General features: G+C 34.8%; 24 protein-coding genes. 17 read left to right on the top strand and 7 right to left on the bottom strand.

Annotated features, from left to right (window positions below; genetic code table 11):
• Window positions 1–83 precede the first annotated feature (83 nt).
• The 4 genes from C1T31_RS05165 to C1T31_RS05150 all read left to right on the top strand — a co-directional run bounded on the left by C1T31_RS05165 (window position 84) and on the right by C1T31_RS05150 (window position 4020).
• Window positions 84–911, top strand: coding sequence for a 2OG-Fe(II) oxygenase (locus C1T31_RS05165; protein ID WP_103051422.1), 828 nt, complete (start codon window positions 84–86; stop codon window positions 909–911).
• A 50-nt stretch (window positions 912–961) separates the two neighbouring features.
• Complete coding sequence (locus C1T31_RS05160) at window positions 962–2554, top strand: right-handed parallel beta-helix repeat-containing protein (protein WP_103051421.1); 1593 nt, start codon at window positions 962–964, stop codon at window positions 2552–2554.
• Window positions 2555–2624: 70 nt separating this feature from the next.
• A complete protein-coding gene (locus C1T31_RS05155; RefSeq protein ID WP_103051420.1) occupies window positions 2625–3080 on the top strand; it encodes a hypothetical protein in 456 nt (151 codons plus the stop codon).
• Complete coding sequence (locus tag C1T31_RS05150) at window positions 3073–4020, top strand: hypothetical protein (RefSeq protein ID WP_103051419.1); 948 nt, start codon at window positions 3073–3075, stop codon at window positions 4018–4020. The genes C1T31_RS05155 and C1T31_RS05150 overlap by 8 nt, the downstream gene beginning before the upstream one ends.
• Window positions 4021–4030: 10 nt before the next feature.
• Here C1T31_RS05150 and C1T31_RS05145 read toward each other — a convergent pair whose 3' ends face one another.
• From C1T31_RS05145 to C1T31_RS05135, 3 genes are read right to left on the bottom strand one after another with little or no spacing between them, the layout of a single operon-like run.
• Window positions 4031–4711 carry a cell division ATP-binding protein FtsE gene (locus C1T31_RS05145; protein ID WP_103051418.1) on the bottom strand — a complete coding sequence of 227 codons (681 nt, stop codon included), beginning with the start codon at window positions 4709–4711 and terminating at the stop codon, window positions 4031–4033.
• A 2-nt stretch (window positions 4712–4713) separates the two neighbouring features.
• A complete protein-coding gene (locus C1T31_RS05140; protein ID WP_123912625.1) occupies window positions 4714–6054 on the bottom strand; it encodes a hypothetical protein in 1341 nt (446 codons plus the stop codon).
• Window positions 6051–6779 (bottom strand): glycosyltransferase, encoded by a 729-nt coding sequence (locus tag C1T31_RS05135; protein ID WP_103051416.1) that lies wholly within the window; start codon window positions 6777–6779, stop codon window positions 6051–6053. The genes C1T31_RS05140 and C1T31_RS05135 overlap by 4 nt, the downstream gene beginning before the upstream one ends.
• A gap of 193 nt (window positions 6780–6972) precedes the next feature.
• Between C1T31_RS05135 and C1T31_RS05130 the strand changes: the two genes are divergently transcribed.
• From C1T31_RS05130 to C1T31_RS05120, 3 genes are all read left to right on the top strand, one after another.
• Window positions 6973–9993 (top strand): tetratricopeptide repeat protein, encoded by a 3021-nt coding sequence (locus C1T31_RS05130; protein ID WP_103051415.1) that lies wholly within the window; start codon window positions 6973–6975, stop codon window positions 9991–9993.
• A gap of 58 nt (window positions 9994–10051) precedes the next feature.
• Window positions 10052–11776, top strand: a complete 1725-nt coding sequence (locus tag C1T31_RS05125; protein ID WP_103051749.1) for a TonB-dependent receptor — start codon at window positions 10052–10054, stop codon at window positions 11774–11776.
• 200 nt (window positions 11777–11976) lie between these two features.
• Window positions 11977–13617, top strand: a complete 1641-nt coding sequence (locus C1T31_RS05120; RefSeq protein ID WP_103051414.1) for an amidohydrolase — start codon at window positions 11977–11979, stop codon at window positions 13615–13617.
• Here the strand turns inward: C1T31_RS05120 and C1T31_RS05115 are convergent.
• Window positions 13614–14309, bottom strand: a complete 696-nt coding sequence (locus C1T31_RS05115) for a class I SAM-dependent methyltransferase (RefSeq protein ID WP_103051413.1) — start codon at window positions 14307–14309, stop codon at window positions 13614–13616. The genes C1T31_RS05120 and C1T31_RS05115 overlap by 4 nt on opposite strands.
• Before the next feature lie 63 nt (window positions 14310–14372).
• On the opposite strand from C1T31_RS05115, the gene C1T31_RS05110 reads away from it, so the two are divergent.
• The 3 genes from C1T31_RS05110 to C1T31_RS05100 all read left to right on the top strand — a co-directional run bounded on the left by C1T31_RS05110 (window position 14373) and on the right by C1T31_RS05100 (window position 16291).
• On the top strand, window positions 14373–14867 hold the full coding sequence (locus C1T31_RS05110; protein WP_103051412.1) for a YkgJ family cysteine cluster protein: 495 nt from the start codon (window positions 14373–14375) through the stop codon (window positions 14865–14867).
• Window positions 14868–14885: 18 nt separating this feature from the next.
• On the top strand, window positions 14886–15722 hold the full coding sequence (locus C1T31_RS05105; protein WP_103051411.1) for a sterol desaturase family protein: 837 nt from the start codon (window positions 14886–14888) through the stop codon (window positions 15720–15722).
• Window positions 15723–15886: 164 nt separating this feature from the next.
• Complete coding sequence (locus C1T31_RS05100) at window positions 15887–16291, top strand: hypothetical protein (protein ID WP_103051410.1); 405 nt, start codon at window positions 15887–15889, stop codon at window positions 16289–16291.
• Here the strand turns inward: C1T31_RS05100 and C1T31_RS05095 are convergent.
• Complete coding sequence (locus C1T31_RS05095; protein ID WP_103051409.1) at window positions 16288–17535, bottom strand: exo-beta-N-acetylmuramidase NamZ family protein; 1248 nt, start codon at window positions 17533–17535, stop codon at window positions 16288–16290. The two genes, C1T31_RS05100 and C1T31_RS05095, sit on opposite strands and share 4 nt — an antisense overlap.
• On the opposite strand from C1T31_RS05095, the gene C1T31_RS05090 reads away from it, so the two are divergent.
• On the top strand, window positions 17536–18774 hold the full coding sequence (locus tag C1T31_RS05090; RefSeq protein ID WP_103051408.1) for an ABC transporter permease: 1239 nt from the start codon (window positions 17536–17538) through the stop codon (window positions 18772–18774).
• A gap of 122 nt (window positions 18775–18896) precedes the next feature.
• Window positions 18897–19877, top strand: a complete 981-nt coding sequence (locus C1T31_RS05085; protein WP_103051407.1) for a PLP-dependent cysteine synthase family protein — start codon at window positions 18897–18899, stop codon at window positions 19875–19877.
• A gap of 23 nt (window positions 19878–19900) precedes the next feature.
• Here the strand turns inward: C1T31_RS05085 and C1T31_RS05080 are convergent, their stop codons facing one another.
• Together C1T31_RS05080 and C1T31_RS05075 are read right to left on the bottom strand one after the other, a co-directional pair.
• A complete protein-coding gene (locus tag C1T31_RS05080; RefSeq protein WP_103051406.1) occupies window positions 19901–20317 on the bottom strand; it encodes a hypothetical protein in 417 nt (138 codons plus the stop codon).
• A gap of 115 nt (window positions 20318–20432) precedes the next feature.
• Window positions 20433–20936 carry a CIA30 family protein gene (locus tag C1T31_RS05075; RefSeq protein WP_103051405.1) on the bottom strand — a complete coding sequence of 168 codons (504 nt, stop codon included), beginning with the start codon at window positions 20934–20936 and terminating at the stop codon, window positions 20433–20435.
• A 117-nt stretch (window positions 20937–21053) separates the two neighbouring features.
• Here C1T31_RS05075 and C1T31_RS05070 point away from each other — a divergent pair, with 117 nt between their 5' ends.
• From C1T31_RS05070 to C1T31_RS05050, 5 genes are all read left to right on the top strand, one after another.
• Window positions 21054–22325: a DUF2851 family protein gene (locus C1T31_RS05070; protein ID WP_103051404.1), complete on the top strand. Its 1272-nt coding sequence runs from the start codon at window positions 21054–21056 to the stop codon at window positions 22323–22325.
• 16 nt (window positions 22326–22341) lie between these two features.
• Window positions 22342–22569 carry a PspC domain-containing protein gene (locus tag C1T31_RS05065; protein ID WP_103051403.1) on the top strand — a complete coding sequence of 76 codons (228 nt, stop codon included), beginning with the start codon at window positions 22342–22344 and terminating at the stop codon, window positions 22567–22569.
• Between the two features lie 3 nt (window positions 22570–22572).
• A complete protein-coding gene (locus C1T31_RS05060; protein ID WP_103051402.1) occupies window positions 22573–23604 on the top strand; it encodes a potassium channel family protein in 1032 nt (343 codons plus the stop codon).
• An 86-nt stretch (window positions 23605–23690) separates the two neighbouring features.
• The gene (locus C1T31_RS05055) at window positions 23691–25361 is read left to right on the top strand and encodes an alanine/glycine:cation symporter family protein (protein WP_103051401.1); all 1671 of its coding nucleotides are present in this window, start codon (window positions 23691–23693) and stop codon (window positions 25359–25361) included.
• 14 nt (window positions 25362–25375) lie between these two features.
• Complete coding sequence (locus C1T31_RS05050) at window positions 25376–26257, top strand: ComEA family DNA-binding protein (RefSeq protein WP_103051400.1); 882 nt, start codon at window positions 25376–25378, stop codon at window positions 26255–26257.
• Window positions 26258–26267: the final 10 nt, after the last annotated feature.

Genomic DNA, 26267 nt, shown 5'->3' with positions numbered 1-26267 from the left:
TCTAAAAATACATTTTTATATAGGTTTAACAACTCCTTTTTTGCAAAAGGTTTAAATTGCGGTATCTTAAAATTACAGATTGAATGAAAGGGGTTAGTGCTCAAGAAATATCAGAAATGATTTATGACAGAATTAGAAGTTGTCAATCTGATGTGTCTAAAACATATCTTGAAACCAAAGATAATATAGGTTATTTCTATATCGATAATGTTTTGCCCGATGAAATGGCCCAAAAGTGTTTTGAAGTGTTTCCCAGTAAATTGGACATGCGCCAATTGAAGAGCATTCGTGAATATAAGTACATATCGGCACAAATGGATAAACATCATGCATTGTTGGAACAGGTTATTTATGCATTTCAAGAACCAAAAATTGTTGAACTCATTGGGAATATTTGCAATATTGATTCCCTTTATGCTGATAGTTCCCTTTATGCTGGAGGTATTTCATTAATGGGTAAAGATAATTTTCTGCATCCACATTTAGATAATTCTCATGATGCCAACAGAAATCGATGGCGTGTGCTTAATTTGTTGTATTACGTATCACCAAATTGGAAAACAGAAAATGGTGGTCATCTTGAGCTGTGGCCAAATGGCCCCAAAAACAAGCCGGTAGTCATTGAAAGTAAATTTAACCGCCTTGTAGTCATGGCAACTCATGATACTTCTTGGCATTCAGTTAATAAAGTACAGCTTGACGCTAATAGATGCTGTATTTCCAATTATTATTTTAGCGATTTCCCTCTTAAAGAATCTGATAAATTTCATGTTACAAAATTTAGAGGTAGACCTGAAGATACATTCACTAATATTATTTTAGATTTTGATGCTAATTTAAGAATGTTTTTACGCCGAATATTTAAAAAAGGCATACGTAAAAATCCGCACGTTTATAAAAAGGAAGATTGACGCATTGAATATGAATAAGTTCTTGGTACGGTAATTGTAAATTTGTAATTATGAAATCAATTTTATCAATTATAAGTGTGTGTTTGATCGTTTTACAACTGCATGCGCAAAAGGAGTTTCATGTGTTCCCTAAAGATCATCAAATTATTAAAGGATCCGAAGAGGGAGATGGGAGTTTGCAAAATCCTTGGGATTTACAAACAGCCTTAAGCCAAAAACCCGATGTAGTAAATGGAGGTGATACCATTTGGTTGCATGGTGGTGTTTATTCGGGCAGATTTAACAGTCAGTTGTATAGCACTATAAATGGTAAAAACATAATCGTAGCTTCTTATGAAGATGAATGGGCAATTTTGAATGGAAATGTCCCTGGGCCTGCCGTTGCCACATTAAGTATAAGGGGTAAAAATGTTACTTATCAAAATTTTGAAATTTCACCAATTGGTTTGACCATTAGAGATGAAACTATAGAAGGTTTTCGTCAATTTGGTGGTATTAGCCATAATGCCGGTGCCAACTGCAAGTTTATTAACCTTATAATACATGGCAATAACGGTTTAGGTTTTGGTTCGTGGAACAAGACCGGAGGTACTATAATTTCAAATTGTATTGTTTATGATAATGGTTATATAGGGAAAGAATATCCCGGATTGGGTGAAGGTTTTTATGTTCAAAATGATAGTGATTCTGAAACTAGAATTTTAAAGGATAATATCATTTTCAATAACTATTACAAGGGTATTGAAGTATGGTCGGCCAATAAAAAAGCTGATAGAGAGTACGTGAAAAACATAACACTCGATAATAATGTGATTTTTAATAGTGGTTTGGTTTCAGGAAGAACGGTTGATAATATTATTGTAGCTTCCAATGATAGAAATGGAATTAATGTTGCCAAAAATATCAATGTTACAAATAATATATTGTATCACAACACCAATTATAAAGGAAACGAAGTAGATGGTGATGCACCTTCATTAACTATTGGGTACTACCATAAAGCACCTGTTGAGAATGTTATTGTGTCTAACAATGTTATTTTGGGAAGGAATAACCCATTGCGTTTACTTTATGCAAAATCGGTTTCAGTAACCAATAACATTCTTTATGGAGGTTATATTCATTTATTGTCACCAGCAGCAAGCAATCTCAAACCTAAAAGTTTGAACAAAAACATTTATTTTACAAAAAATAAGACTCCATTTCGTGTAGATAAGGAAAAATACTTATTTGGTAATTGGCAATCAGCATTTAAACAGGATACAGATAGTGAACATAGGAATATCAAAGAGTTTAATCTTAACCCAGTACTAGATATTACTAAAAATGACTTTAAACCTAATTCCTATAGAGTCGTGCTTTTTAGTAAGGAAGGATCTGCTGTAAATGTTGATTTTAGCGAATATTCAATTCCAGCAAATACTAAATATATCATTAAAGATGTCGAAAATCTTGACAGCGTATTGAAAAGGGGTGTTTTAAATGATTCTGCATTAATTGAAATTCCTATGAATTTAGAGAAAGCAGATAATAAAACGCTCAATAACTTTGGAGTATTTATTGTTGAGTTTGAAGTACCAAAAACAATTGAAAAATTAGAGCAGGAAAGTTTTTTTAAGCGTTTCTTTAAATGGCTGTTTTAATTTTTAGAAACTGTATTGGTGCGTTCTTTTATAAATATTATTTAATTTAGGCTTGTCGCGACTATTCAGTATGAAATTTTATAAAAACTTTATTGTTTTTTGGGCTTTTATTTATTTAACAATAGCTTTTGTTGGTCGATTCACCACATATAACAAGGAAATATTTCCTTTCTTTAGATGGTCTCTTTATTCTAAAACTCCTGATAATATTGAATTTCCCTATGTCATGGTTACAAAAATAGGAGATTCCATAATTCCACCAACCAATATTTTAGAGCTTAATAACATTCATCATGTTTCGCTTATTGACATGAATTTAAATGTGGCTAATTTCTATCAGGCCGTTTCCAATAACTTTAATAAAAACCAAATAGAAGAAACCAAGTTCCTTAAATTATTACCAAATGGAAGTAATTATGATTTATTTGTAAAAGAGTTGGACTTGAGTCAAACAGATTATTTGAATTCAGAAAAAGTGCGAAAGGTTTGTTCAATTGTAAATAACAAGATTGTAAATTTTGATTGAGTATATAAAAGATCATTACTTCTGGAAACATACAATTGGTAAGTTTTCAATTTTTGATAAGCCAATTGATAGATTATATGAAGACATTCAAATAATCATCAAGTTTTCATATATATTCTTCTTGGTGTTGGTTTTTAATAATGTTTTCAATGTACAAGAACTGGAGGTAGCCGAAAGAATCAATCCGCTTTGGCCTCTATTATTATTTAAGGGAGTCCCTTCGGTTTATATGGCCTTATATTTTAAATTGACTTTGCTGTTATCATTTGTATTGCTATGCTTTAAGAGCAATAATTTGTTTTTAAAGGTTTTTGCCTTTTTCAATTTCTTTTTGTTTGTGGCTTTCACCAATTCGTTTGGAAAGATAAATCATGGACTTTATTTGCCGCTCATGTATTTGTTTTGCTTGATGTTTATGCCCAATTCAAAAACCGAACATTATAAAGCAAAAACCATTTTAATGTTTGCAACCATGCAGTTTTTCTTGTTGTTATCTTACTCGTTAACTGGTTTTTGGAAATTATTTTGGGGAGTTATAGAATGTTTTAATGGTCAGGTGAGTTTATTTTCGCCTTTGTCCATGCGTAATATCATTATTTTACAAAACCAGTTGATTGAACCAACTTTGGTGGGTGCATGGCTAGTTGAAAATTACCACCTAGCTTGGCTACTGTATTTAGGAGCCGTTTATATTGAATTGTTTTCAATTGTTGTGTTTTTTAGAGCCAATCTTCACCGGGTTTGGGGTATTTTGTTGTTGTTTCTTCATGCTGGAATTGCCCTTACATTAGATGTGTCCATGTATGGAGCAATTATGTGCATAGGGCTGTTATTGGTTATGTCGCCATTTAATAAGGATTCCAATTTTAAGGAAATCATTAAAAATTTGCCAATAGTGAATGCACTGATAAAAATTCAGAAAAATATGAAAAAAGTATAGTTATCTATTTTTAACTCTTCTTCTGAACCACCTCATAAACCTGATTGTCATCACACTTAAGTGTTTTACTCGGATACTTTAAAAGTAAGGCATAATCGTGGGTAGCCATTAAAATAGTATTACCATTTTTATTAATATCCTGAAGGACTTCCATAACTTCAACACTGGTTTGTGGATCTAAATTTCCAGTAGGCTCATCAGCTAATATCAATTCAGGGTTGTTTAACAGGGCTCTAGCAATGGCAACACGCTGTTGCTCACCACCGGAAAGTTCATGCGGATATTTAAAGCCTTTGGTTTTCATGCCGACTTTGTCCAAAACCTCTTCAATTCTGCTGTTCATTTCTTTTTTGTCCTTCCAACCAGTCGCTTTTAGAACAAAACTTAAATTGTCATTAACTGTTCGGTCAGTTAAAAGTTTGAAGTCTTGAAAAACAACGCCTAGCTTTCTTCTTAAAAAAGGAATGTCTTTCTCCTTTAAGGTTCTTAAATCAAAATCTACAATACTACCTTCGCCTTTCGTTAAAGGTAAATCACCGTAAAGCGTTTTCATAAAACTACTTTTTCCAGTTCCAGTTTTACCTATGAGATATACAAAATCACCTTTGTTTATTTCAACATTGATATCCGATAATACCAAACTATCACCTTGAAAAATAGAAGCGTCTTTAAGATAAAGTACTTGCTGCATGATTACGATTTAGAGTTTTTAAAAGAAAAAATATTCGATATCACAAAGTAAACAATTAATGCGAAATAGGGAAAGCAGAATCGAGAATTTGTACCATAGGCTACCAATGCTTGAGCAAGTGAACCAGATAGAATTATTAATACCAAAAATAAATCGGAATCTAAAACTCGTAGCTTTCGTTTAAGTGCAACAATTCCCTTTTTGAAAGCAAAAATCAAGAATAACATGTTTATTAAAACTAATGCTGGTTTTTGAATGTAATTCCACAGGCCAACAAGGCTTTTTCGAATGAGTTTTAATTCAAATTTGTCTACATTCCATAACAGAGTAGAGGTGCCTCCCCAAAAGTCTTTCCACGATATGAAAACCTGTTTTAAATAGAGGCCTGGATATTCTTTAAAGAGGTTTATGGATATTTGACCAAGTTGATTAGATAATTCTGGTGGTGAAAGTTGCGTTGTTTCAATAAGCTCATCATATGCATACCATACTGTCATAGGATATTGATAATCAGGTTCGTTTTCAACGACATAACGGCGATGTTTTACGAAAATATCTCTAATAACGTGATGTTCGTCAGGAGCTTTTTCAAAAAAACTTGTGGCTGTTTGTGCTAAATTAATTCCCAAGTAATAGCTACTAGTAAAGTAGCCAATATTACGTTTGTTCAGTGAATTCCAACTATAAAAACTGAAGACAGGAATTATTAAAATAATAACAGCTTTAATGATAACAGCTTTGGTATTTACTTTGAAATTTTTTACTGTAAAATATAGAGAATACCCAATTGGGAAGTAGATGAATAAAGGCCTCGTTAAATACAATGCACTTAAAATAAGCGATAAAATAAATAGGTTTTTGACTGAAGCTGAAACTTCCAATAGTTTATATTTTTCAATAAACCAAAAAGCTAAAACCATTAATGTATAGGCAAGAGATTCTGTTAAAATGGCAAACTCGTAAAATACAACATGTAAAAAGGAAGTGGTTACAAACGCCGTAATAAACGCTAGGTGTTTATTTTTAGATTTCATCCAGCAGAAATCATAAAGTAAATAAGTACAAACGATACCAAGAATAACTTGTAGGAAAACGGTTATGTATAAGTTTTGTCCAACCAATGCAATAAATGACGGAAATCCAGGTGTTCTCTCACCAGTATAATTATCAAGGCTTAAATTACCTATAAAAGAAGCTAGTTTGACATAATCTTCAGTATCAGGAAATATGGTGATTGCATGATAAAAAACAAATACTAAAACCCTTAATAACACCGCATAAATCAATAGATTTCTAACTGGGTTTTGTAAAAGTATGTTATATGCCTTTTTAAGAAATATCACTTATAATGGTTATGTATTTTTATAAAATCTGAGGGCAATTTCAAAATATCTAAATAACTAATTTTAGATTGCCCAATGTCCTGCCATTCTAACAAGGGAACTTCAACTATATTTTCTAAACAATATGCTTTGCCATATTTGAGCTTGGTACGTAGAATTAATTCGACATCAAACAACCATTTTGTTTTAAAAGGGTCTTTGAATAGTTCTTTAGCTAACTGATAATCAATTATTTTGGCGCCACATTGCGTATCATAAATGCCTAACTTTAATATAAACGAATCAATAATAGTCGCAACAATTCGTCCTGAAATATGTCTTTTTAAACGTCTATCGATAGCATTTCCAACAATTTTAATGCGAGAACCCATCACAAAATTCTTATGATTGTCCTGGGCAAATTTCAATAAACGATCAATTTCTTTTAAAGGAGTTGAAAGATCGGCATCTAAATAGCCAACATAGTCATAGTCCATTTTCGAATTTAATACGCCTCGACGAACAGCTTCTGCTTTACCTACGTTTTTTTTAAGGTGTAATACATTTAAGCAATTTGAAGATTTACACAACTCATCTAAAATACCCTTTGTGTTATCAGTGCTTCCATCATTTACAAAATAAAATGTAATGGTTTTGTTTTGTTTTTCAACGGCTCTGAATTTTTCTGAATCAATTCTACTGGCTTCGTTAAAACATGGAACAATAATTGCGCAAGTGGTGTTCATAAAAGAGGGTCAGAGGAAACGGATTGGTTTCTAATTGTAAATGTATAGTTTTCTTTAAAAATTTACCCATGTTGCGGTTGGTAATTTTTGTGAAGCAGCAATTTTTATAACTCTGTTTATAATTATAAGTTAATTCCGCCGTTATGGAATACATATTGATTTATCTTTGATTTTGAATTAAAAAATAGCATTCATGTATAGAAGAATAGCCTTATTTTTCACACTGGTTTTTGGAATTTTTCAAATAACATTTGCACAGCAGACGGAAGCCTACACTAATGATTTGGTCGAGTATCAAAAAGCATTATCACTCTATAACAACAATCAGTATCTCGCGGCACAATCATTATTTAGAAGCATCAAAAAAGACGCAGAAACAGATGCCCTGAAATCTGATTGCGATTACTACATAGCGAATTGTGCAGTCAGGCTCAATCAGCAAAATGCCGATAAACTGGTAGAGGGTTTTGTTGAAAATTATCCTACAAGCACCAAACGCAATACGGCCTTTTTAGATGTTGCTGACTATTATTTTGTTAATGGTAAATATGCCTATGCTAAAAAATGGTATGATAAAGTTGATGAGAATTCTTTGGCAAGGAGTGAACGGGACAAATTTAGTTTCAACAATGGGTATGTAGCCTTTACTACAGGTGATTATAAAACGGCAAAGACTTATCTTTCTAGATTGGAAACATCCCAAAAATATGGTTCTCAAGCAAAATATTACATGGGTTTTATGGCTTATCAGGATGATGATTATAATCAAGCTAATGAATATTTTGATCAGGTAAGCGATCAGGAAAAATACAAGGAGAAACTGTCTTACTATCAAGCGGACTTGAATTTTAAGTTAGGGAAGTTTGAAGAGGCTATCAAATTAGCAAAAGAACGTTTGCCAGATAGTGACCCAAACGAAGTGTCAGAACTCAACAAAATTATAGGCGAAAGTTATTTTAATTTAGAACAGTATGCTGAAGCGATTCCTCATTTAAAGGAATTTAAAGGTAGACGTGGTAAATGGAACAATACAGACTACTATCAGTTGGGTTATGCCCATTATAAACAGGGTAATTATGAGGAGGCTATATCAGAGTTCAATAAAATAGTCGATGGTAATAATGGTGTGGCTCAAAATGCCTATTACCATTTGGGTGAAAGTTATGTGCATCTTGATAAGAAGCAAGAAGCGTTAAACGCTTTTAGGAATGCATCCCAAATGGATTTTGATTTAAAAATCCAGGAAGACGCTTGGTTAAACTATGCCAAAATTAGTTACGAAATAGGGAATCCTTATCAATCAGTTCCACAAGTGCTGACTTCTTATTTGGAAAAGTATCCAGATACGGCTTACAAGGAAGAAATAGAAACCCTATTGATAGATTCTTATATAACTTCAAAAAACTATAAAGAGGCATTAAGCTTACTTGAAGGAAAACGCAGTTTTGAAAATAAGGTTGCTTATCAAAAAGTAGCATTTTACAGAGGACTGGAATTGTACAACGAAGGCAATTACCAAGAAGCTAAAAATTTATTTGAGAAATCAATCAAGGAGCCACGAGATGATATGTATACGGCTCGTGCGACTTTCTGGAAAGCCGAAACCGAATATAATTTAACCAATTATGAAGATGCCTTAATTGGGTTCAAACAGTTTAAGCAGCAAGCCAGTTCAACTGATACACCAGAGTATACAAATATTGATTATAATTTGGCTTACACGTATTTTAAGCAAAAGAATTACGCCCAATCAGGTGAGCATTTTGAGGCTTTTATTAGTCATGTAAAAGAAGATGATATTCGTTTAAATGATGCCTATTTGAGATTAGGTGATGCACATTTTGTTTCCACTGAATATACAGAAGCCATTCAGGCTTATGATCAGGCAGTCAGGTTAAATATAGTTGATACCGATTATGCCTTTTTTCAAAAAACCTTGAGCCAAGGTTACGCCGGAAATACAAACCAAAAAATTTCAGGATTAGAGTCCTTTATTGAGAGATTCCCAAAATCCACATTACGTGATGACGCCATGTATGAATTGGGTAATTCCTATGTCAAAAAAGGTGAATCAGAGAAAGCCATTAAAATGTATGACCGACTGAACTCGGAATATCGTATGAGTGTTTTAACGCCTAAAGCCCAATTGAGACAAGGGTTGATATATTATAATGCTCGAGATAATGAACGCGCGTTAAGTAAGTTCAAAACCGTCGCAACAAATTATCCAGGAACACCTGAAGCTAATCAGGCGGTGGCAACAGCACGATTGATTTATATTGATTTAGGACGTGTAAATGACTATGCATCTTGGGTAAAAACATTGGATTATGTGGATGTCACGGATGCTGACTTGGATAATACCACCTTTGAATCAGCTGAAAAAAAATATATTGAAAACAAAACGGATGATGCCATTCGTCAATTTAACGGCTATTTAAATGAATTCCCTCGAGGTATTCATGCCTTGCAGGCACATTTCTATTTGGCACAATTATATTTCAAAAAAGATTTAAAATCGAATGCGGCACCGCATTATAAAGCGGTTATTGATGCTACCCAAAATGAATTTACTGAAGAGGCTCTGTCCAGGCTATCGCAGATTTATTTAGAAAACAAAAATTGGAACGAAGCCATTCCGATACTAAAACGATTGGAAGTTGAGGCCAGCTTTCCACAGAATGTCATTTTTGCCCAATCCAATTTGATGAAAGCCAATTACCAATTGGAAAAATATGATCAAGCTATTTCATATGCTGAAAAGGTTTTGTCGAATGGCAGCATTGATAATAAAATTAAAAGTGATGCGCATGTCATTATGGCTAGATCTTTTATTAAGCAAGGAAACGAAGAACGCGCTAAAATGGCGTATACTGAAGTAGAAAAAACAGCAACAGGAGAAACAGCTGCTGAAGCACTTTATTATAATGCCTATTTCAAACACCAATCTGGAAATTATGAGGCTTCCAATACAACGGTTCAACAATTAGCCAAAGACTTTTCGGGTTATAAATATTATTCAGCCAAAGGCTTGATCATCATGGCTAAAAACTATTATGCTTTGGAAGATGCTTTTCAGGCAACCTATATTTTAGAAAGTGTCATTGAAAATTTTCCAGATTTTGATGACGTCGTAGAGGAAGCACAAACTGAATTGAATACCATAAAATCCGAACAAGCTAAAACCAACGCATCTGTTCAAAGTGAAGATTAAATCAAACAATTTAGAGCAGAATAAAATCAAAGAAAGACATCAAACAAAAAACAAATCTATGCGTAAGCAAGTTTATCAAATCTTAATAGCGGTAACCGTTTTTTCAATCACAATTTCTTGGTCTCAAGAGCGTCCTAATGATACATTGGACACCAATGTTATTAATGTTGTGAAACCTTACGAACCAACTATTTCCGATGCGTTTAAAGTCAAAGAAGAACCCTCATTGGATGATGAGGTTACAACGACCAAAAAAAACATTCAGTATAATATTTTTTCCTTTCCAGTGGCTTCAACGTTTACGCCAGCTAAAGGTAAAGCTGCTGTAGTTGATAAGGAGAAACCACCTAAATTATATGATAATTATGCGTCATTAGGATTTGGAAATTATGTCAATATTTTAGGAGAATTATATCTCAATCATGCTTTGTCAAGAACGGAAAGCGTTGGAGGCTACATCAGTCATCATTCATCGCAAGGTGGCATTGATGGGGTTTATTTAGATGATAGTTTTTATGATACTAAATTAAATATCAATTATGCGCAAAACTTGAGGGACATGGCCTGGAATGTGGAGTTGGGAGGTCTGCATCAAAGTTATAATTGGTATGGTGTGCCCAAATCTATTTTTGAGAAATCGGATGTCGATAGATTACCGGTTTTACACGAGTTTTACGGTGCACATGTGTCGGGTGATATTACTTTTGAAGATTCATACATTAATTCAGGATCTGTATTTTTTAGACGCTTTGGAGATGATAAAGGTTCAGGAGAAAATAGGTTTAAGGCCCAGGCAACTGCCGATATTCCTATTTCCGATTTTGAAATAGCCACAGTTCTGAAAATTGATTATTTAGGAGGTTCGTTTGACCGTAGTTATAATGCGTTAGGTGAATTAAAATACGGAAATTTTAATATCGGTCTAGCACCAACTTATAGATTGACCCAAGATGATTTAACATTGGATTTGGGTGTGTCTTTATACTATTTGAATGATACTGAATTAGGCGGTAATAAGTTTTACATCTATCCGAACGTTTCTGCTTCTTATCGTGTGGTTGATGAGGTGCTTATTGCTTATGGTGGCATTCAGGGTGGTTTAATTCAGAATAGTTATTACGACTTCGCGCAGGAGAATCCGTATGTTTCTCCAACACTTTTTATAACACCAACCGATCAGCAATACAATGCCTTTGTAGGTCTTAAAGGGAAGCTATCCAATAGTATGGGTTACAACATTAAAGGAGGTTATGTTGCAGAAAGCAATAAAGCCTTGTTTTTAAATAATACCGTTTTAGCAATGGGTGAAAGTTATACCTATGGTAATTCATTTGGTGTGGTGTACGATGATGTGTCGACCTTTTCCATTGGTGGCGAATTAAGTGTGGATGTTAACCGAAATTTCACCTTGGGAATTCAAGGAGAATATTTTATTTATGATGTTAGTGATGAGCGTGAAGCTTGGAATTTACCAGATATTAAAGCATCGTTATTTATGGATTACCAAATTAATGAAAAGTGGTTTGTAGGAGCTAATTTGTTTTATGTAGGGGAACGTAAGGATAATATTTTCTATCCAAATCTTATTCAGCCATTTGAAAGAGTAGTCACGTTAGATAGCTATTTTGATTTAAATGCTCACGTAGGCTATCACATTACTGATAGATTATCAGCTTATTTAAAAGGAAACAATCTGGCTAATCAAGACTATCAGCGCTGGCAAAATTTTGATGTTCAAGGCATTCAATTGTTAGGAGGCGCAACTTACAAGTTTGATTTTTAACAAATACCCGCGAAAGCAGGAATTTCTCTTTCATTCTAATCTGCGATAAGGGGTTACATTGAATATAAGTCTGCATCCAGCGTAGTCGAGATGTCGAAAATGCTCTCGAAACGTGTTTCAAAAATCTTATTATCGTATAGTAACATCTCTATTTCTAATTATAATTATTAATTTAGATAAGATTTTATAAATAGCCATTTATGAAAAAACTCATACTGCCTTTTATCTTTTTAAGCATATTCTCTTGTCAAAAAGAAAAACCACAAGTTGATGCGATAGTTATTAATGCAAATATCTATACACTTTTGGACGAATTTGACAAGGCTGAAGCATTTGCCATTAAAGATGGGAGGTTTTTTGATCTGGCCTCATCAAATGAATTACAGGAAAAATATACTGCGGACACCATAATTAATGCAGAAGGGCTCACCATTTTACCTGGATTGATTGATGCGCATGCGCATTTTCTGACCCTTGGGCAATTGCAAAAACAGGTTAACCTGATAGGAACAACAAGTTTTGATGATATGATTATGCGTGTGTTGGATTTTCATAAAGAGCACAACATGCCATTTATAAAAGGCAGAGGCTGGGATCAAAACGATTGGGAAGATAAAAACATGCCTGATAAAACCATTTTAGACAAATTATTCCCCAATACACCTGTGGCGCTTACGCGTATAGATGGTCACGCATCTTTTTGTAATCAAGCGGCATTAGATTTGGGAAATGTTACTATTAACAGTACCATTGAAGGTGGTGAAGTGGAGGTGAAAGATGGAAAGCTAACAGGTATTCTACTAGACAATGCCGAACAGTTGGTCATGAATAATTGGCCGGAATTTAATCAGGAACAACTCGTTGAAGCGCTTTTAGCGGCTCAAAAAATCTGTTTTGAAAATGGATTGACTACCATTTCTGATGCTGGCCCAGATATTTTCACCACACCATGGATTGAAACCATTGACTTAATTGATAGCCTCCAGAAATCAGGTGATTTAAAAATGCGACTTTATATGATGGTGCCAGGTACAGAAACGAATTTGAATCATTATTTGAACAAAGGAATTACCAAAACAGATCGGTTGAATGTCAGGTCCTTCAAGTTTTATGCCGATGGTGCTTTAGGGTCCAGAGGAGCATTGCTACGTGAACCTTATTCTGACAAACAAGATACCTACGGATTACCTGTGATGTCTTTAAATCACATAAAAAATTCTGCGAGCCGCATTGCAGATTCTCAATTTCAAATGAATACGCATGCCATAGGAGATTCTGCCAATCATCAGGTTTTATTGGCCTACAAGGATGCCTTATTGGGTAAACAGGACAGACGTTGGCGTATCGAGCATGCACAGGTAGTGTCACCAGAAGATTTTCAATATTTTGACCATATTTTGCCTTCTGTTCAGCCTACACATGCTACTAGTGATATGTATTGGGCGGAAGATCGCGTTGGCGAAGAACGTATTCATGGAGCTTATGCATACAAAAAATTATTGGAGCAGTATGGGAAAATTGCTTTAGGCACCGATTTTCCTGTGGAGCAAGTTAGTCCCTTTTTAACATTTTATGCAGCTGTTGTCAGGCAAGATTTAGAGCATTATCCAGAAGGTGGATTTCAATCTGAAAATGGTTTGACACGCATGGAAGCCCTAAAGGGAATGACTATTTGGGCAGCCTATTCCAATTTTGAAGAAGAGGAAAAAGGCAGTATTGAAGTCGGTAAATTGGCTGATTTTATTATTATCGATAGAGATATCATGAAAGTGCCTATTGATGACGTTCCAAATACAAAAGTATTGCAAACTTATGTTGGAGGAGAACCACAATTAAACTAGGAGAGTTTTCCTAAATAATCAAAGTGTTCACCATCCATGATTTTTTCGCAGTTAAGTCCAGCACTTTTACAAGCCACGAATAGAGTTTCAAAATCCAGATAAAGCCATTTTATGGGTGTTTCTTCCTCACCCTTATAACTTAAAAAATAATCCAGTTCGCCATAGTAGCCAGCGTTGGTATCAATCCATAAACCGCCATCTTCATCTTGGTACATATATTGAATATCTGAAGAATCTATCAGGATTTGACCATTAGGTCTTAACAACGATTTTAAATGTTTTAAGTATTTAGCAACCTGATTGATTTCCTGAAAAATACCTGTACCATTCATCAGCAGTAAAATGGTATCAAACTGTTCGCTTTCATCCAGTAAATCTAATTGTTGAACTTTTTTGACTCCCCGTTTTTGACTGACTTCAACGGCACCTTTTGAAATATCAATGGCTTTCACAACTAAACCTTTGTTTTGAAGATACAAACTGTGGGAACCGGATCCACAACCCACATCCAAAATGGAGCCCTTTGCAAGCTGTAAGGCTTTTTGTTCCAGTTTAGGCATATTCTTAAAATCTCGGAAGAGGTAGGGTAAAGGCAGTTCATCTTCATCCGAAATGTTGGTTGCCGTTATAATATCTTCGGTGTAGTTACCATGATAATAATCCAATAAAGCTTTCCCAAAAAGATCTTTCATATTTTGTCATTCCTACGAAGGCAGGAATCCATTTTTTATAATTAGTTTGACTATTTTTACACCATGCAAGACTTTATTGATAATCTGCCACAGCTGGCCAAAGATAAACATAACGAGAATAAAGCCTTCTTTAAAAAACTAAAAAAGAAGCCACCCAAGCAACTAGATTATGTGATGCAGGAATTACATGATCGGGAGTTTCAAAAAACGGATTGTTTAGAATGTGCCAACTGTTGTAAAACGACTGGGCCTTTATTTACCGATAAGGATATTGAACGGATAGCCAAACATTTCAAAATGAAACCTCAAGATTTCATTGAAAGTTATTTGCGAATTGATGAAGAAAATGATTATGTTTTGCAATCGGTTCCGTGTACTTTTTTGGGAGCAGATAATTATTGTAGTATTTATGACGTCAGACCCAAAGCGTGTAAAGAATTTCCGCATACCGATAGAAAGAAATTCCAACAGATATCTAATTTGACACTCAAAAATGTGGCTATTTGTCCAGCGGCATTTAACATTGTTGAAGAAATGAAAAAAAGAATTAAATTGTAGAAAATATAGTAGGTATTCATGCAGGATTTAATTAATTATTTTGAAACCATTCCGTCACTTCATAGAAGTATCATTCTTGTGGGTGGTATTACTTTTTTTTGGTTGTTGGAAGGTTCGTTGCCATTATTCAAATTCAAATACAGAAAGTGGCAACATGCACTGCCAAATTTGTTTTTCACTCTTACTACAGTCATTATTAATTTTGCGTTTGCTTTTTTACTGCTTAAAACCGCTGATTGGGTTTCGGCGAATAATTTTGGACTTATTAATTGGTTACCTGAAATGCCACTATGGCTTTACGTTTTATTGGGTGTCTTATTGTTGGATTTTTTTGGTGCTTATTTGGCGCATTATGTTGAACACAAGGCGAAACCTTTATGGATGGTGCATTTGGTTCATCACACAGATCATAATGTTGACACGACTACAGCTAACAGACATCATCCTATTGAGAGTGTCATTCGTTTTGCCTTTACATTGTTTGGCGTTTTTGTTGTAGGAACACCCATAGGTATTGTGATGCTTTATCAATCGCTATCTCTTGTAGCAACACAGTTTACGCATGCCAATATTAAAATGTCTAAAAAGGCTGATAAGTTATTGAGTTATTTTATTGTATCGCCTGATATGCATAAGGTGCATCATCATTATGTGTTGCCTTATACCGATTCGAATTATGGCAATATTTTTTCAATTTGGGATAGACTTTTTGGAACCTATATGGAATTGGATCGCGAAAAAATAGTATATGGTGTGGATGTTTTTCCAGATGAAGAAGCCAATGGGAAAATAGGGGAGTTATTGAAACAACCCTTTCAAAAATATCAGAAGCCTACCATCTTGCCGGATAAATAAATTATGGAATTTGATATGATTAAATTAGTATTCCTTTTTATCAAAAACTGAATTTCATCCTGTTTATTTGCTGTTTATAGAGTAACTAGTATTTTAACTAGTTGATTTATATATGTTTACCGTCTGGGATTCATTAAAGTATGTTGTTTTAAACATATTAAATAATGATTGGGAAACATTCGTTTTATTTTGCTTTAGCTATTTGTTGCGCTACAGGAACTTGTTATCGCGCTTCAGCGCAGTCAAGTCATATTGGACTAATTGAAAAGAATTCCAATATCAGTGCATCCGATATTTTTCACGATTTAAATCAGTCTAAAGACACCTTGTTGTTGCAAAGTAATAAGCCAATTACTTATGTGTATTCCATAAATTCTGATTACAAGCGAGAGATAGATTCCTATGTCAATAAAAATGAGTTTAAGCTTCCTCTGTCAGAACTTTCAAAGGGGAAACATGTTTTAGTGGTCAGTCAATCTTCAAAAAAGATTGTGTTCGTATTACACATTTATGACTCGAAAAACTTGACCTCTGTCGAGCGCACAAAATTATCCTATTCAGATAATTAATCATACAACAGGTACGGTTTCCGCATGTTGCGATAATCCTTTAAGCCTTCAACCCAAGACGCTTTAATAGCTTCTTCAGTTAAACCATTTTCAATTTGCTGCTGAAGTTTTTTTGTCCCTGCCAGTTTGGTAAAGAAGTCAATAAAGAATTGGTTTTGGTTTGCAGTGTTTTTAAAGGCTTGAATTAAATAACTTAAATCCAATCGATCTAATTTTTTAGTATCACTTAAATCCATACCATAGCAAACTTTGCCCTCATGTTTGGGGTATTTTGCACCATCATTAGATTCGGGTGTATATTGAAATTTAAATATTTGATTATTCAAGTAAGGACTGCCAAAAACCTGAAATTGTTTATCGGTTCCACGACCAGCATTGACATTAGTACCTTCAAAAAAACATAAACTTGGATACAAATTGATAGCTGCATCATTTGGTAAATTAGGTGAGGGTTTTATGGGTAAGCTGTATGAGGATTCATGCGTGTAATTTTCGCAGCTAATAATTTTTAAATCACATATCACATTATTTTTCAGCCACTTTTCACCATTAATCATTTGAGCGTATTCACCTATGGTCATGCCGTGTACTACTGGTACAGGATGCATACCAACAAAACTTTGATGTTCAGGTTCCAAAATCGGACCGTCAATGTAGTGCCCATTTGGATTGGGCCTATCTAAAATCAATAGAGGAATGCGCTGTTCGGCACAAGCCTCCATAACATAATGTAACGTCGAAATATAGGTATAGAAGCGCGCGCCAACATCCTGAATATCAAAAATGACTAAATCAATATCGGCTAGTTGTTCTTTGGATGGTTTTTTGTTTTTTCCATAAAGTGAAATAATCGGTAATCCCGTTTTGGTATCAATGCCATCTTTTACGAGCTCACCAGCATCTGCGGTACCACGAAAACCGTGTTCTGGGGCAAATACTTTTACAACATCAACGTTTAAGGATACTAATGAATCTACTAAATGGGTGAAACCTGTTTCTTTAAAAATAACCGATGTTTGATTGGCAACAATCCCTACCTGTTTGCCGTTCAGTACTGACAGGTATTGCTCGGTAAGGTTTGCACCCACAATGATCTCCAGATTTTGCGGAATTTCTTTAGGATTTTCTTCAAAAGGTTTTTTACTAGCGGCTTGTTCTGTTTGCGAAAAGTTTCCACAGGAAATCAATGCCAAAACAAATAATAAAACTGTATTTTTGATTTTATAAAAACTTAATTGCGCCATTTGAACTTCGAGTATTTTACAGCTAAACGTATAATTGATAGTAAAGCGTATAAAAGTAGCGTTTCGGCACCAATAATAAAAATTGGCATCGCAGCTATAGCTATTGGTATGGTGGTCATGATGATTGCTATTGCTACGGGTATTGGCCTGCAACAAAAGATTCGGGATAAGGTTGTGGCCTTCAATGGCCATATTATGATTTCTAAATTTGGGAATAATAATTCCCAGGAAAGTGATGGATCCATATCACTGAATCAAGAGTTTTATCCAGAGTTTAAAACGGTTGAAGGTGTTGATCACATTCAAGGGGTGGCTACTAAATTTGGAATCATCCGAACCGAAACCGATTTTGAGGCGGTTATTGTAAAAGGAGTTGGTACCGATTTCAAGTGGGATTATTTTCAGGAATTTTTGGTGGCAGGTGAATTGCCTAAATATACTGACACTTACAGTGAAGATGTATTGATATCCCAATACGTTGCCAATAGGCTAAAACTCAATTTGGGTGATACCATTCAAACTTACTTCTTACGGGAAGACTACAACAAACAACCACGAATTATTCCTTATAAAATAGTGGGGATTTACAATTCGGGTTTTCAGGAGTTTGATAAAACCTATATCATTTCAGATATCAAACATTTGCAACGTCTTAATAAATGGAAGATAGGTGAAGAGGTTGGGCATTTTGAAGTCTTTGTATCGAATTATGATGATTTGGACCAAATTCAGAATGCTATTTATCAAAATACACCCTCTGAACTCAATACGATAACTGTAGAACAGAAATTTGCCTCCATATTTGAATGGATTAACATTTTTGACAAAAACATCTATGGTATTATTGGTATCATGATTTTGGTGGCAGGCATCAATATGATTACAGCTCTATTGGTCCTTATTCTGGAGCGCACGCAAATGATTGGAATCCTAAAGGCTCTGGGAAGTAGTAACTTGGGCATCCGAAAAATATTTCTTTACAATGCATCATACCTCATTGTATTAGGATTGTTTTGGGGTAATCTTATAGGTTTGGGTATTCTGCTGGCTCAAAAATATTTCAAATTATTCCCTTTAAATCCAGATGTCTATTACGTGACGGAAGCACCTGTTTATTTAAGTTTTGGTTACATGGTCGCATTGAATATTGGCACCTTTATAATGTGTATGTTGATGTTAATTGTTCCGTCCTATATCATTACAAAAATATCACCCGTCAAGGCTATACGTTTTGAGTAGTCTTGTCATTGCGAGGAGCGAGCGACGTGGCAATCTCAAAAATTGAGACTTGCTTTAAATAACTACATCATTTCTTTACTTTTCTAACTTTTACTGTAAATTTGCATCGCAAATAAACGACCATGAAATACGCTAAAAATATATTGGAAACTATTGGTAACACACCTTTAGTTAAAATAAACAAGCTAACTGCCGAATTACCATGTTTGGTATTGTCCAAATACGAAACCTTTAATCCAGGCAACTCGGTTAAAGACCGTATGGCTTTAAAAATGATTGAAGATGCCGAAGCCGATGGTCGCTTAAAACCTGGTGGAACCATAATTGAAGGAACTTCAGGGAATACGGGAATGGGTCTAGCATTGGCAGCCATTGTAAAAGGCTACAAATGTATTTTTGTAATTTCGGACAAACAGTCAAAAGAAAAAATGGATATCCTTCGTGCGGTTGGTGCCGAAGTAGTGGTGTGTCCAACGGATGTAGAACCAACAGATCCTCGCAGTTACTATTCCGTATCCAAACGTTTGGGTGAAGAAACACCAAATTCATGGTACGTTAACCAATATGACAACCCAAGTAATGCCAAGGCACATTATGAAAGTACAGGTCCTGAGATTTGGGAACAGACCGATGGCAAAGTCACGCATTTTGTTGTTGGTGTTGGTACTGGTGGAACCATTTCAGGTGTGGGTAAATATTTAAAAGAACAAAACCCTAATATTAAGGTTTGGGGTGTAGATACCTATGGTAGTGTGTTTAAAAAATATCACGAAACTGGTATTTTTGATGAAAAGGAAATCTATCCTTATGTAACCGAAGGTATTGGTGAAGATATTCTACCTGAAAATGTGGATTTCTCCATTATTGATGGCTTTACTAAAGTAACCGATAAAGATGCGGCGGTTTACACCCAGTTATTGGCTAAAGAAGAAGGGATGTTCTTAGGCAACTCGGCTGGTGCAGCCATAAAAGGGGTGTTGCAGTTAAAAGAACATTTTGGTAAGGATGATGTGGTTGTGGTCTTGTTTCACGACCATGGCAGTCGTTATGTAGGCAAAATGTTTAATAACGACTGGATGCGTAAAATGGGGTATATTGATTAGTTAATCAGAACTTTCTTTCGTTTCTATTTATTTAAATATTCAATAAGTTTTAAAACGGCCAATCCAACAGATATCAAAAAAGCAAATCGTGACAGCCATTTTGTCCATTTGTAATCATCCAATATTTTTTTTGTAAGCTCTAATCGACTTATTGAGAGATTATAATCAACTTCTTGTTTATGCTCATCTCTAGCCTTACTTGTTTGTTGATTTAATAAATAGGTAAATATACCTTCATTCTCATATACCTCTCTACCTTTGTTTGTTATTCGGTGTCTTTTTTGAGGCATTTCTTCTAGTAATCCATTCTCTACCAAAAAAAGTAATGCGTTTTTGTACTTAATGAAGTTTTCTTTGTTGGAAAAACTCATTGTTCCTTTTGGAATTAAAAAGGAAGTGTTGTAAGCATTTTCAAGAATTTTTGAATAAATTTCTAACATGATTTTATAATTAGTATGCTATAAAGCGTTAAGATATTTTATATCAGCAGTTACCTGCCTATCAACAGACAGAAACGGAGTTCTCTTTTTATCTTACAAAATAGAGTTTGAAAAATTATTTAACCAATTCAATTTTATCAATTAACAATTTAAACGATTGTGCTTTTTTATTACCGATTAGTATGCCAACCTCTTCAATGGTTTCACCTTGAAAATTAGGCAAATCTAAATCTCTGCCTCGAAAAACTGGCAATAAGGCTTCAAAAGGTATTTCAATAGTTCCCCAATTAGTATCAGACTGAAAATAAGCCGTATAGGAATAATAGTTGTCTCGTTTGTTTTTTATGCGCACTTGGTAAGTATTGCCGTCTCCTTTTACGTGCAACCTAATTTTCGAATAACCCTTAACTTCAATGGTTTGACATTCATGCTTTATAGAGGAAAAACCACCATTATTTTCTAATGATATAGTGCCTTCAAAAACCCCATGGCCGTTTTCGTCTATGTAAAAATTACCATCGGATTGCCCACCCATAACAACATCATCAACAACTAGCCAATCATTGGCTTGGCTTTTTGTATTAAAATCATAGAGTGTTGTGGTATTTTGAGTAATCATAATTAAAAGAATGAAAAGGACATACATAACAAGGCATGGCTTAATTGTGAACCTACAAAATAGTAAATTTTATAAAAGGCTCTTAAAATCAAAATTAATTTTTAGTAACTTGTTTTAATGCAAGAAACCCTGCTGCACCATATCTGGAAGTTCAACAAATTCCAATCTACCAACTTAAAGACAACCCAAAACCAATCGGTGGTTATCAAGTCATTGGGTCAGCACAATTTGGGTGCAGGCCCTGATTTTTTCAATGCTCAAATAAATATTGATGGGCAATTATGGGCAGGTAATGTGGAAATTCACATCAAATCCAGTGACTGGTATGTCCACCATCATGAAACCGATGCCAATTACGACAACGTCATCTTACATGTGGTTTGGGAACATGATACCGATGTGTTCCGAAAAGACAATACGGCTATTCCAACGTTAGAGTTAAAACCAATTGTAGATAGCAAGTTTCTAAACAATTATAATCAGCTTTTCCAAAAGCAAAACCAATGGATTTATTGTGAAAAAGATTTTGCAAACGTAGATGATTTCGTCCTTTCTAATTGGTTGGAGCGACTCTATTTTGAGCGTTTGGAACAAAAGTCTCAAGTTATTGAAAAACTGTTGCAAAAATCAAAGAACAATTGGGAAGCGGTGTTGTGTGCCATGCTAGCCAAAAACTTCGGGCTCAATATAAATGGCGAGGCTTTTTTGAGTATGGCCAACTCCATGGATTTTTCAATTATCAGAAAGTTGCAATCCAATCAGGCAGATTTGGAAGCCTTGTTTTTTGGACAAGCTGGATTGTTAGATAAGTCATATCAGGATAGCCATTATGATGATTTAATCAAGAGATATACTTTTATAAAGCATAAGTTTTCATTAGATAATACAAAGGTGTTGCCAGTGCAGTTTTTTAGATTGCGTCCCACCAATTTTCCAACCATTCGTCTGTCGCAGTTAGCTAGTTTGTACCATACACGTCAAAATTTGTTTTCTAGTATCATAAATTGTGATGATTTAGGAAGTATCTATAAGCTATTTGAAGTGTCTACATCCAACTATTGGGAAGCACATTATAACTTCGGGACACCATCAAGAAAATCAAAAAAGGGACTGACTAAATCTTTTATAAACCTATTGATTATTAACACAATTGTTCCTATTCAGTTTGCCTATGCCAAAAGTCAGGGACAGGATATAACGGAATCCATTTTTGAGCTCATCAATGAAATACCTGCCGAGAAAAACAGTATCGTTTCTAAATTTCAGGGTTTAAGGTTCATACCCAATTCGTCTGGATATTCACAAGCGCTCATTCAACTGAAAACAGCCTATTGTGATAAGAAAAAGTGTTTACAATGTGCAGTTGGAAACGCCTTACTAAACGAATAAATTGTTACATTGCGGCATGAACATTTTCTACAGGTCTTTACTCTATTTTCAAAAGCATGGATACTATGTGTGTCAGCGCATAGCTGACCGATTGGGAATCCGTGCCAAGGTGGTTAGAACCTCGTTCATGTATCTAACTTTTGTGACCTTGGGCTTTGGTTTTGCCTTGTATTTATTTATTGCATTTTGGATGCGAATTAAAGATTTATTGTACACCAAACGATCATCAGTTTTTGATTTATAAAACATGAGTAATAAAATATTACGTTTATTCCGATCTAAAATATACACAGCTATCATTCTGTTGGTAGCTTTGTTGTTCATTGGTGTTTTAGGGTTTAAGGTGCTTTCGGGTTACTCGTGGATCAATGCGCTTTATATGACCGTAATTACCATTACAACAGTTGGGTTCGGAGAGGTTAGGCCATTGGATGATGCTTCTAAAATTTTTACTATTTTTCTAATTTTAGCCAGCGTTGTTATTGTGGGTTATGCATTAAAGGTTATAACGGAATACATATTGAGTCAAAATAATATTGATGAACTAAAACAAAAAAAGATGCAAAAAAAGATTGATAGTTTGTCTAACCATATCATCGTATGTGGCTACGGGCGAAATGGCAAGCAGGCTGTTACCAAACTAATAGCCTACAAGAAACCTTTTGTTGTTATTGAAAGAGAGAAGGAGATAATTGATAAATACCAAAATGAATTGGTTCCATTTATACATGGTAATGCCAATGAAGATGAAGTCTTATTTCAGGCAGGCATCGAACGCGCCAGTACGTTGATTTCAGCTTTACCAAACGATGCTGATAATTTATTTGTCGTCTTATCCGCTAGGCAAATAAATGATAAATTGACCATTATCAGTCGCGCATCACAGGAAACCTCATATAAAAAACTGAAATTGGCGGGAGCCAATAACGTCATTCTTCCAGATAAAATAGGAGGCGACCACATGGCATCCTTGGTTGTGGTTCCTGATTTAATTGAGTTTATTGATAATTTATCCATCGTGGGTAAATCTAATATCAATATTGAAGAAATTCCTGTAAATAAATTGTATGATGCTTCTGAAATTAAAACTATTCGTGATTTGGATTTACGGAGAAAAACGGGTTGCAACGTTATTGGTTATAAAAATGGTGATGGCGAGTATATTGTGAATCCTGAAGCAGATCAGAAACTCCTGCCCAATTCAAAAATTATTGTTCTAGGCAGACCAGAACAAATACAGAGATTAAATTCCGAATACAATATCACATCGCATTTGTAGTGATTTAACAACTCTTGTTTTAAAAACTCAATTTTTTTTAGCATCTTGCTAGCTTTAAAACAAAAACTAAACTAACTTTTCAAATTATGAAGAAATATCTTCTGTTTCTATTGACCTTAATTGTCCCTTTTATAACCTTCGCTCAAGAAAAGGGAATTGATGAAAAAGTAAACGATGCCTTTATGCCTGTCGCATCTTGGTGGGAAGGGTTTATATTGACTTCAGTGCCCATAGCAGGTCTTAATGTGCCAGTAGTTGTAATTCTGTTGGTTGCTGGAGCGACATTCTTTACATTGTACTTTAAAGTTCCAAGTATTACAAAATTTCCAACGGCAATTAATACGGTTCGTGGACGATATGTAGACATAGAGAAGCACGGAGTTGATAAATTATATGATAATGATGAAGCGCTTGCTGAAGAAGATATTAAAGATACTATTCGTGATGAAAGTGCTCATGGTGAAGTTTCTCATTTTCAGGCTTTGGCAACAGCTGTGTCTGGAACAGTTGGCTTGGGTAATATTGCGGGTGTTGCCGTTGCAATTGCTACAGGAGGACCAGGAGCAACTTTTTGGATGATTGTTTGTGGATTATTGGGGATGTCAACAAAGTTTGTGGAGTGCACACTTGGTGTCAAGTATCGCGATGTCGGTGAAGATGGAACCATTTATGGTGGTCCTATGTATTATTTATCCAAAGGATTGAAAGCAACAGGAAAAGCCGGAATTGGTAAAGTTTTAGCTGTGCTTTTTGCTATATTATGTGTTGGAGCTTCATTTGGAGGTGGAAACGCATTTCAATCAAATCAAGCGACTGTTCAATTATCATCCCTAATGGGATTAGAAGGTGGCGCTACTGGTACCATCATTGGTGTCGTGTTGGCTATTTTGGTTGGTATTGTAATCATAGGAGGTATTAAGCGAATTGCAAAAATCACTGAAAAAGTGGTGCCTTTTATGGCTGGTATTTACATATTGGCAGCTTTAATAATAATTTTTGCCAATTACCAATATATAGATGATGCATTTAGTTTAATTATTGAAGGTGCCTTCACGCCAATGGCAGGATTAGGTGGTTTTATGGGAGTCTTAATTGTTGGTTTCCAACGTGCGGCTTTCTCTAACGAAGCAGGTGCTGGATCGGCTGCCATTGCGCATTCAGCCGTAAGAACCAAATACCCAGCATCAGAAGGTGTTGTAGCGCTATTAGAGCCTTTTATTGATACAGTAGTTATCTGTACAATGACAGCATTGGTTATTATATTCTTCAATATTGATGGTGCCAATATGCAGAGCGTATTTACTTATGGCGCAGTAGAAGGCAGTAACGTAATGATTAATGCCACTGGAGAACAAATAGGTGGTGTTGATTTAACATCTGAAGCTTTTGACTCGGTTATACCAGGCTTCTCTTATGTGTTGACGATTGCAATTGTATTATTTGCCTTTTCAACTATGATTTCTTGGTCTTACTATGGATTGCAGTCTTGGAAATACTTATTTGGAAGAGGTAAAGCGGCTGATTTAACATACAAAGTATTGTTCTTGTTATTTGTGGTTATTGGAGCAGCAGCAACTTTAGATGCTGTTATTAAATTCTCGGACGCCATGATCTTGGCTTTGGTATTTCCAAATATGATTGGTTTATTACTCTTGTTCCCTAAAGTACGCGAAGAAATGGCACGTTATCTAAATGCGATATCTATCAAAAAGGAGGCATTAGAGGATGGCCATGAAGACATTACAAAGCACATGTAATTAAAACTGTAAATATGCAACATATCAAATCCCATTTCACGTTTTCAAAAAAGCAGCGAAATGGGATTTTTTTATTGTTGGTTTTGATTATTACTTTTCAGTGCTTGTATTATTTTAGTGATTTTTCAAATGATGAACCATTTAAAAGTGGGTCAGAATTAATCGCCTTTCAGAATGAAATTGATTCATTAAAACAAGTGAAGACAGAAAACTCGAAACCTAAAATTTATCCGTTTAATCCCAATTACATTACAGATTACAAAGGTTATACTCTCGGGATGTCGTCAGAAGAAATCGATAGACTTTTAGCCTTTAGGGCCAAAGACCAATGGGTTAATTCAGCAGAAGAATTTCAACAGGTCACCCAAGTGTCAGATTCGTTATTGGAAATTATATCACCTTATTTCAAGTTCCCTGAATGGGTGACAAATCCAAAAGTTAACAAATCCTATAACAGCAAAACGTATGATAACACCCCAAAGACTTACAACCAGAAAATCGATTTGAATCAAGCAACAGCTAGCCAACTACAAAGTGTTTATGGTGTAGGTGAGAAATTGTCAGCAAATATTATAAAATACCGAAATCAATTCGATGGTGGTTTTGCATCCGATGTGGAATTACAGGAAGTTTACGGACTAAAGCGCGAGGTTATTGAAAACATTACCAATAGATTCACAGTAAAGACTCCAAGGAGCATTCAAAGAATAAATTTAAATACTGCCACACGTGACCAACTGGTCACCATTAAATACATAGACTACGAAATTGCGCATAGCATTATTGAAGAGCGAACCTTGCGAGAAGGCTTCAAATCTCTTGATGATTTAACAAAAGTAAAGGGTTTTCCACTCAATAAAATTGAGATAATTAAGTTATATTTGATGCTCGAATAAAACGTTAAAA

This window comes from Hanstruepera neustonica, assembly GCF_002895005.1.
GTDB classification, from domain to species: Bacteria; Bacteroidota; Bacteroidia; order Flavobacteriales; family Flavobacteriaceae; genus Hanstruepera; species Hanstruepera neustonica.
Note: the sequence above shows the minus strand (reverse complement) of the source record. Positions and strands in the feature narration are given on the sequence as shown.

Coding starts and splice junctions, on each gene's coding strand:
- C1T31_RS05070 (WP_103051404.1), top strand. CDS start 21,054: ATGCAAGAAACCCTGCTGCACCATATCTGGAAGTTCAACAAATTCCAA.
- C1T31_RS05110 (WP_103051412.1), top strand. CDS start 14,373: ATGCAAGACTTTATTGATAATCTGCCACAGCTGGCCAAAGATAAACAT.
- C1T31_RS05050 (WP_103051400.1), top strand. CDS start 25,376: ATGCAACATATCAAATCCCATTTCACGTTTTCAAAAAAGCAGCGAAAT.
- C1T31_RS05085 (WP_103051407.1), top strand. CDS start 18,897: ATGAAATACGCTAAAAATATATTGGAAACTATTGGTAACACACCTTTA.
- C1T31_RS05130 (WP_103051415.1), top strand. CDS start 6,973: ATGTATAGAAGAATAGCCTTATTTTTCACACTGGTTTTTGGAATTTTT.
- C1T31_RS05120 (WP_103051414.1), top strand. CDS start 11,977: ATGAAAAAACTCATACTGCCTTTTATCTTTTTAAGCATATTCTCTTGT.
- C1T31_RS05060 (WP_103051402.1), top strand. CDS start 22,573: ATGAGTAATAAAATATTACGTTTATTCCGATCTAAAATATACACAGCT.
- C1T31_RS05115 (WP_103051413.1), bottom strand. CDS start 14,309: ATGAAAGATCTTTTTGGGAAAGCTTTATTGGATTATTATCATGGTAAC.
- C1T31_RS05160 (WP_103051421.1), top strand. CDS start 962: ATGAAATCAATTTTATCAATTATAAGTGTGTGTTTGATCGTTTTACAA.
- C1T31_RS05165 (WP_103051422.1), top strand. CDS start 84: ATGAAAGGGGTTAGTGCTCAAGAAATATCAGAAATGATTTATGACAGA.
- C1T31_RS05095 (WP_103051409.1), bottom strand. CDS start 17,535: ATGGCGCAATTAAGTTTTTATAAAATCAAAAATACAGTTTTATTATTT.
- C1T31_RS05100 (WP_103051410.1), top strand. CDS start 15,887: ATGATTGGGAAACATTCGTTTTATTTTGCTTTAGCTATTTGTTGCGCT.
- C1T31_RS05135 (WP_103051416.1), bottom strand. CDS start 6,779: ATGAACACCACTTGCGCAATTATTGTTCCATGTTTTAACGAAGCCAGT.
- C1T31_RS05075 (WP_103051405.1), bottom strand. CDS start 20,936: ATGATTACTCAAAATACCACAACACTCTATGATTTTAATACAAAAAGC.
- C1T31_RS05105 (WP_103051411.1), top strand. CDS start 14,886: ATGCAGGATTTAATTAATTATTTTGAAACCATTCCGTCACTTCATAGA.
- C1T31_RS05125 (WP_103051749.1), top strand. CDS start 10,052: ATGCGTAAGCAAGTTTATCAAATCTTAATAGCGGTAACCGTTTTTTCA.
- C1T31_RS05065 (WP_103051403.1), top strand. CDS start 22,342: ATGAACATTTTCTACAGGTCTTTACTCTATTTTCAAAAGCATGGATAC.
- C1T31_RS05055 (WP_103051401.1), top strand. CDS start 23,691: ATGAAGAAATATCTTCTGTTTCTATTGACCTTAATTGTCCCTTTTATA.
- C1T31_RS05155 (WP_103051420.1), top strand. CDS start 2,625: ATGAAATTTTATAAAAACTTTATTGTTTTTTGGGCTTTTATTTATTTA.
- C1T31_RS05145 (WP_103051418.1), bottom strand. CDS start 4,711: ATGCAGCAAGTACTTTATCTTAAAGACGCTTCTATTTTTCAAGGTGAT.
- C1T31_RS05080 (WP_103051406.1), bottom strand. CDS start 20,317: ATGTTAGAAATTTATTCAAAAATTCTTGAAAATGCTTACAACACTTCC.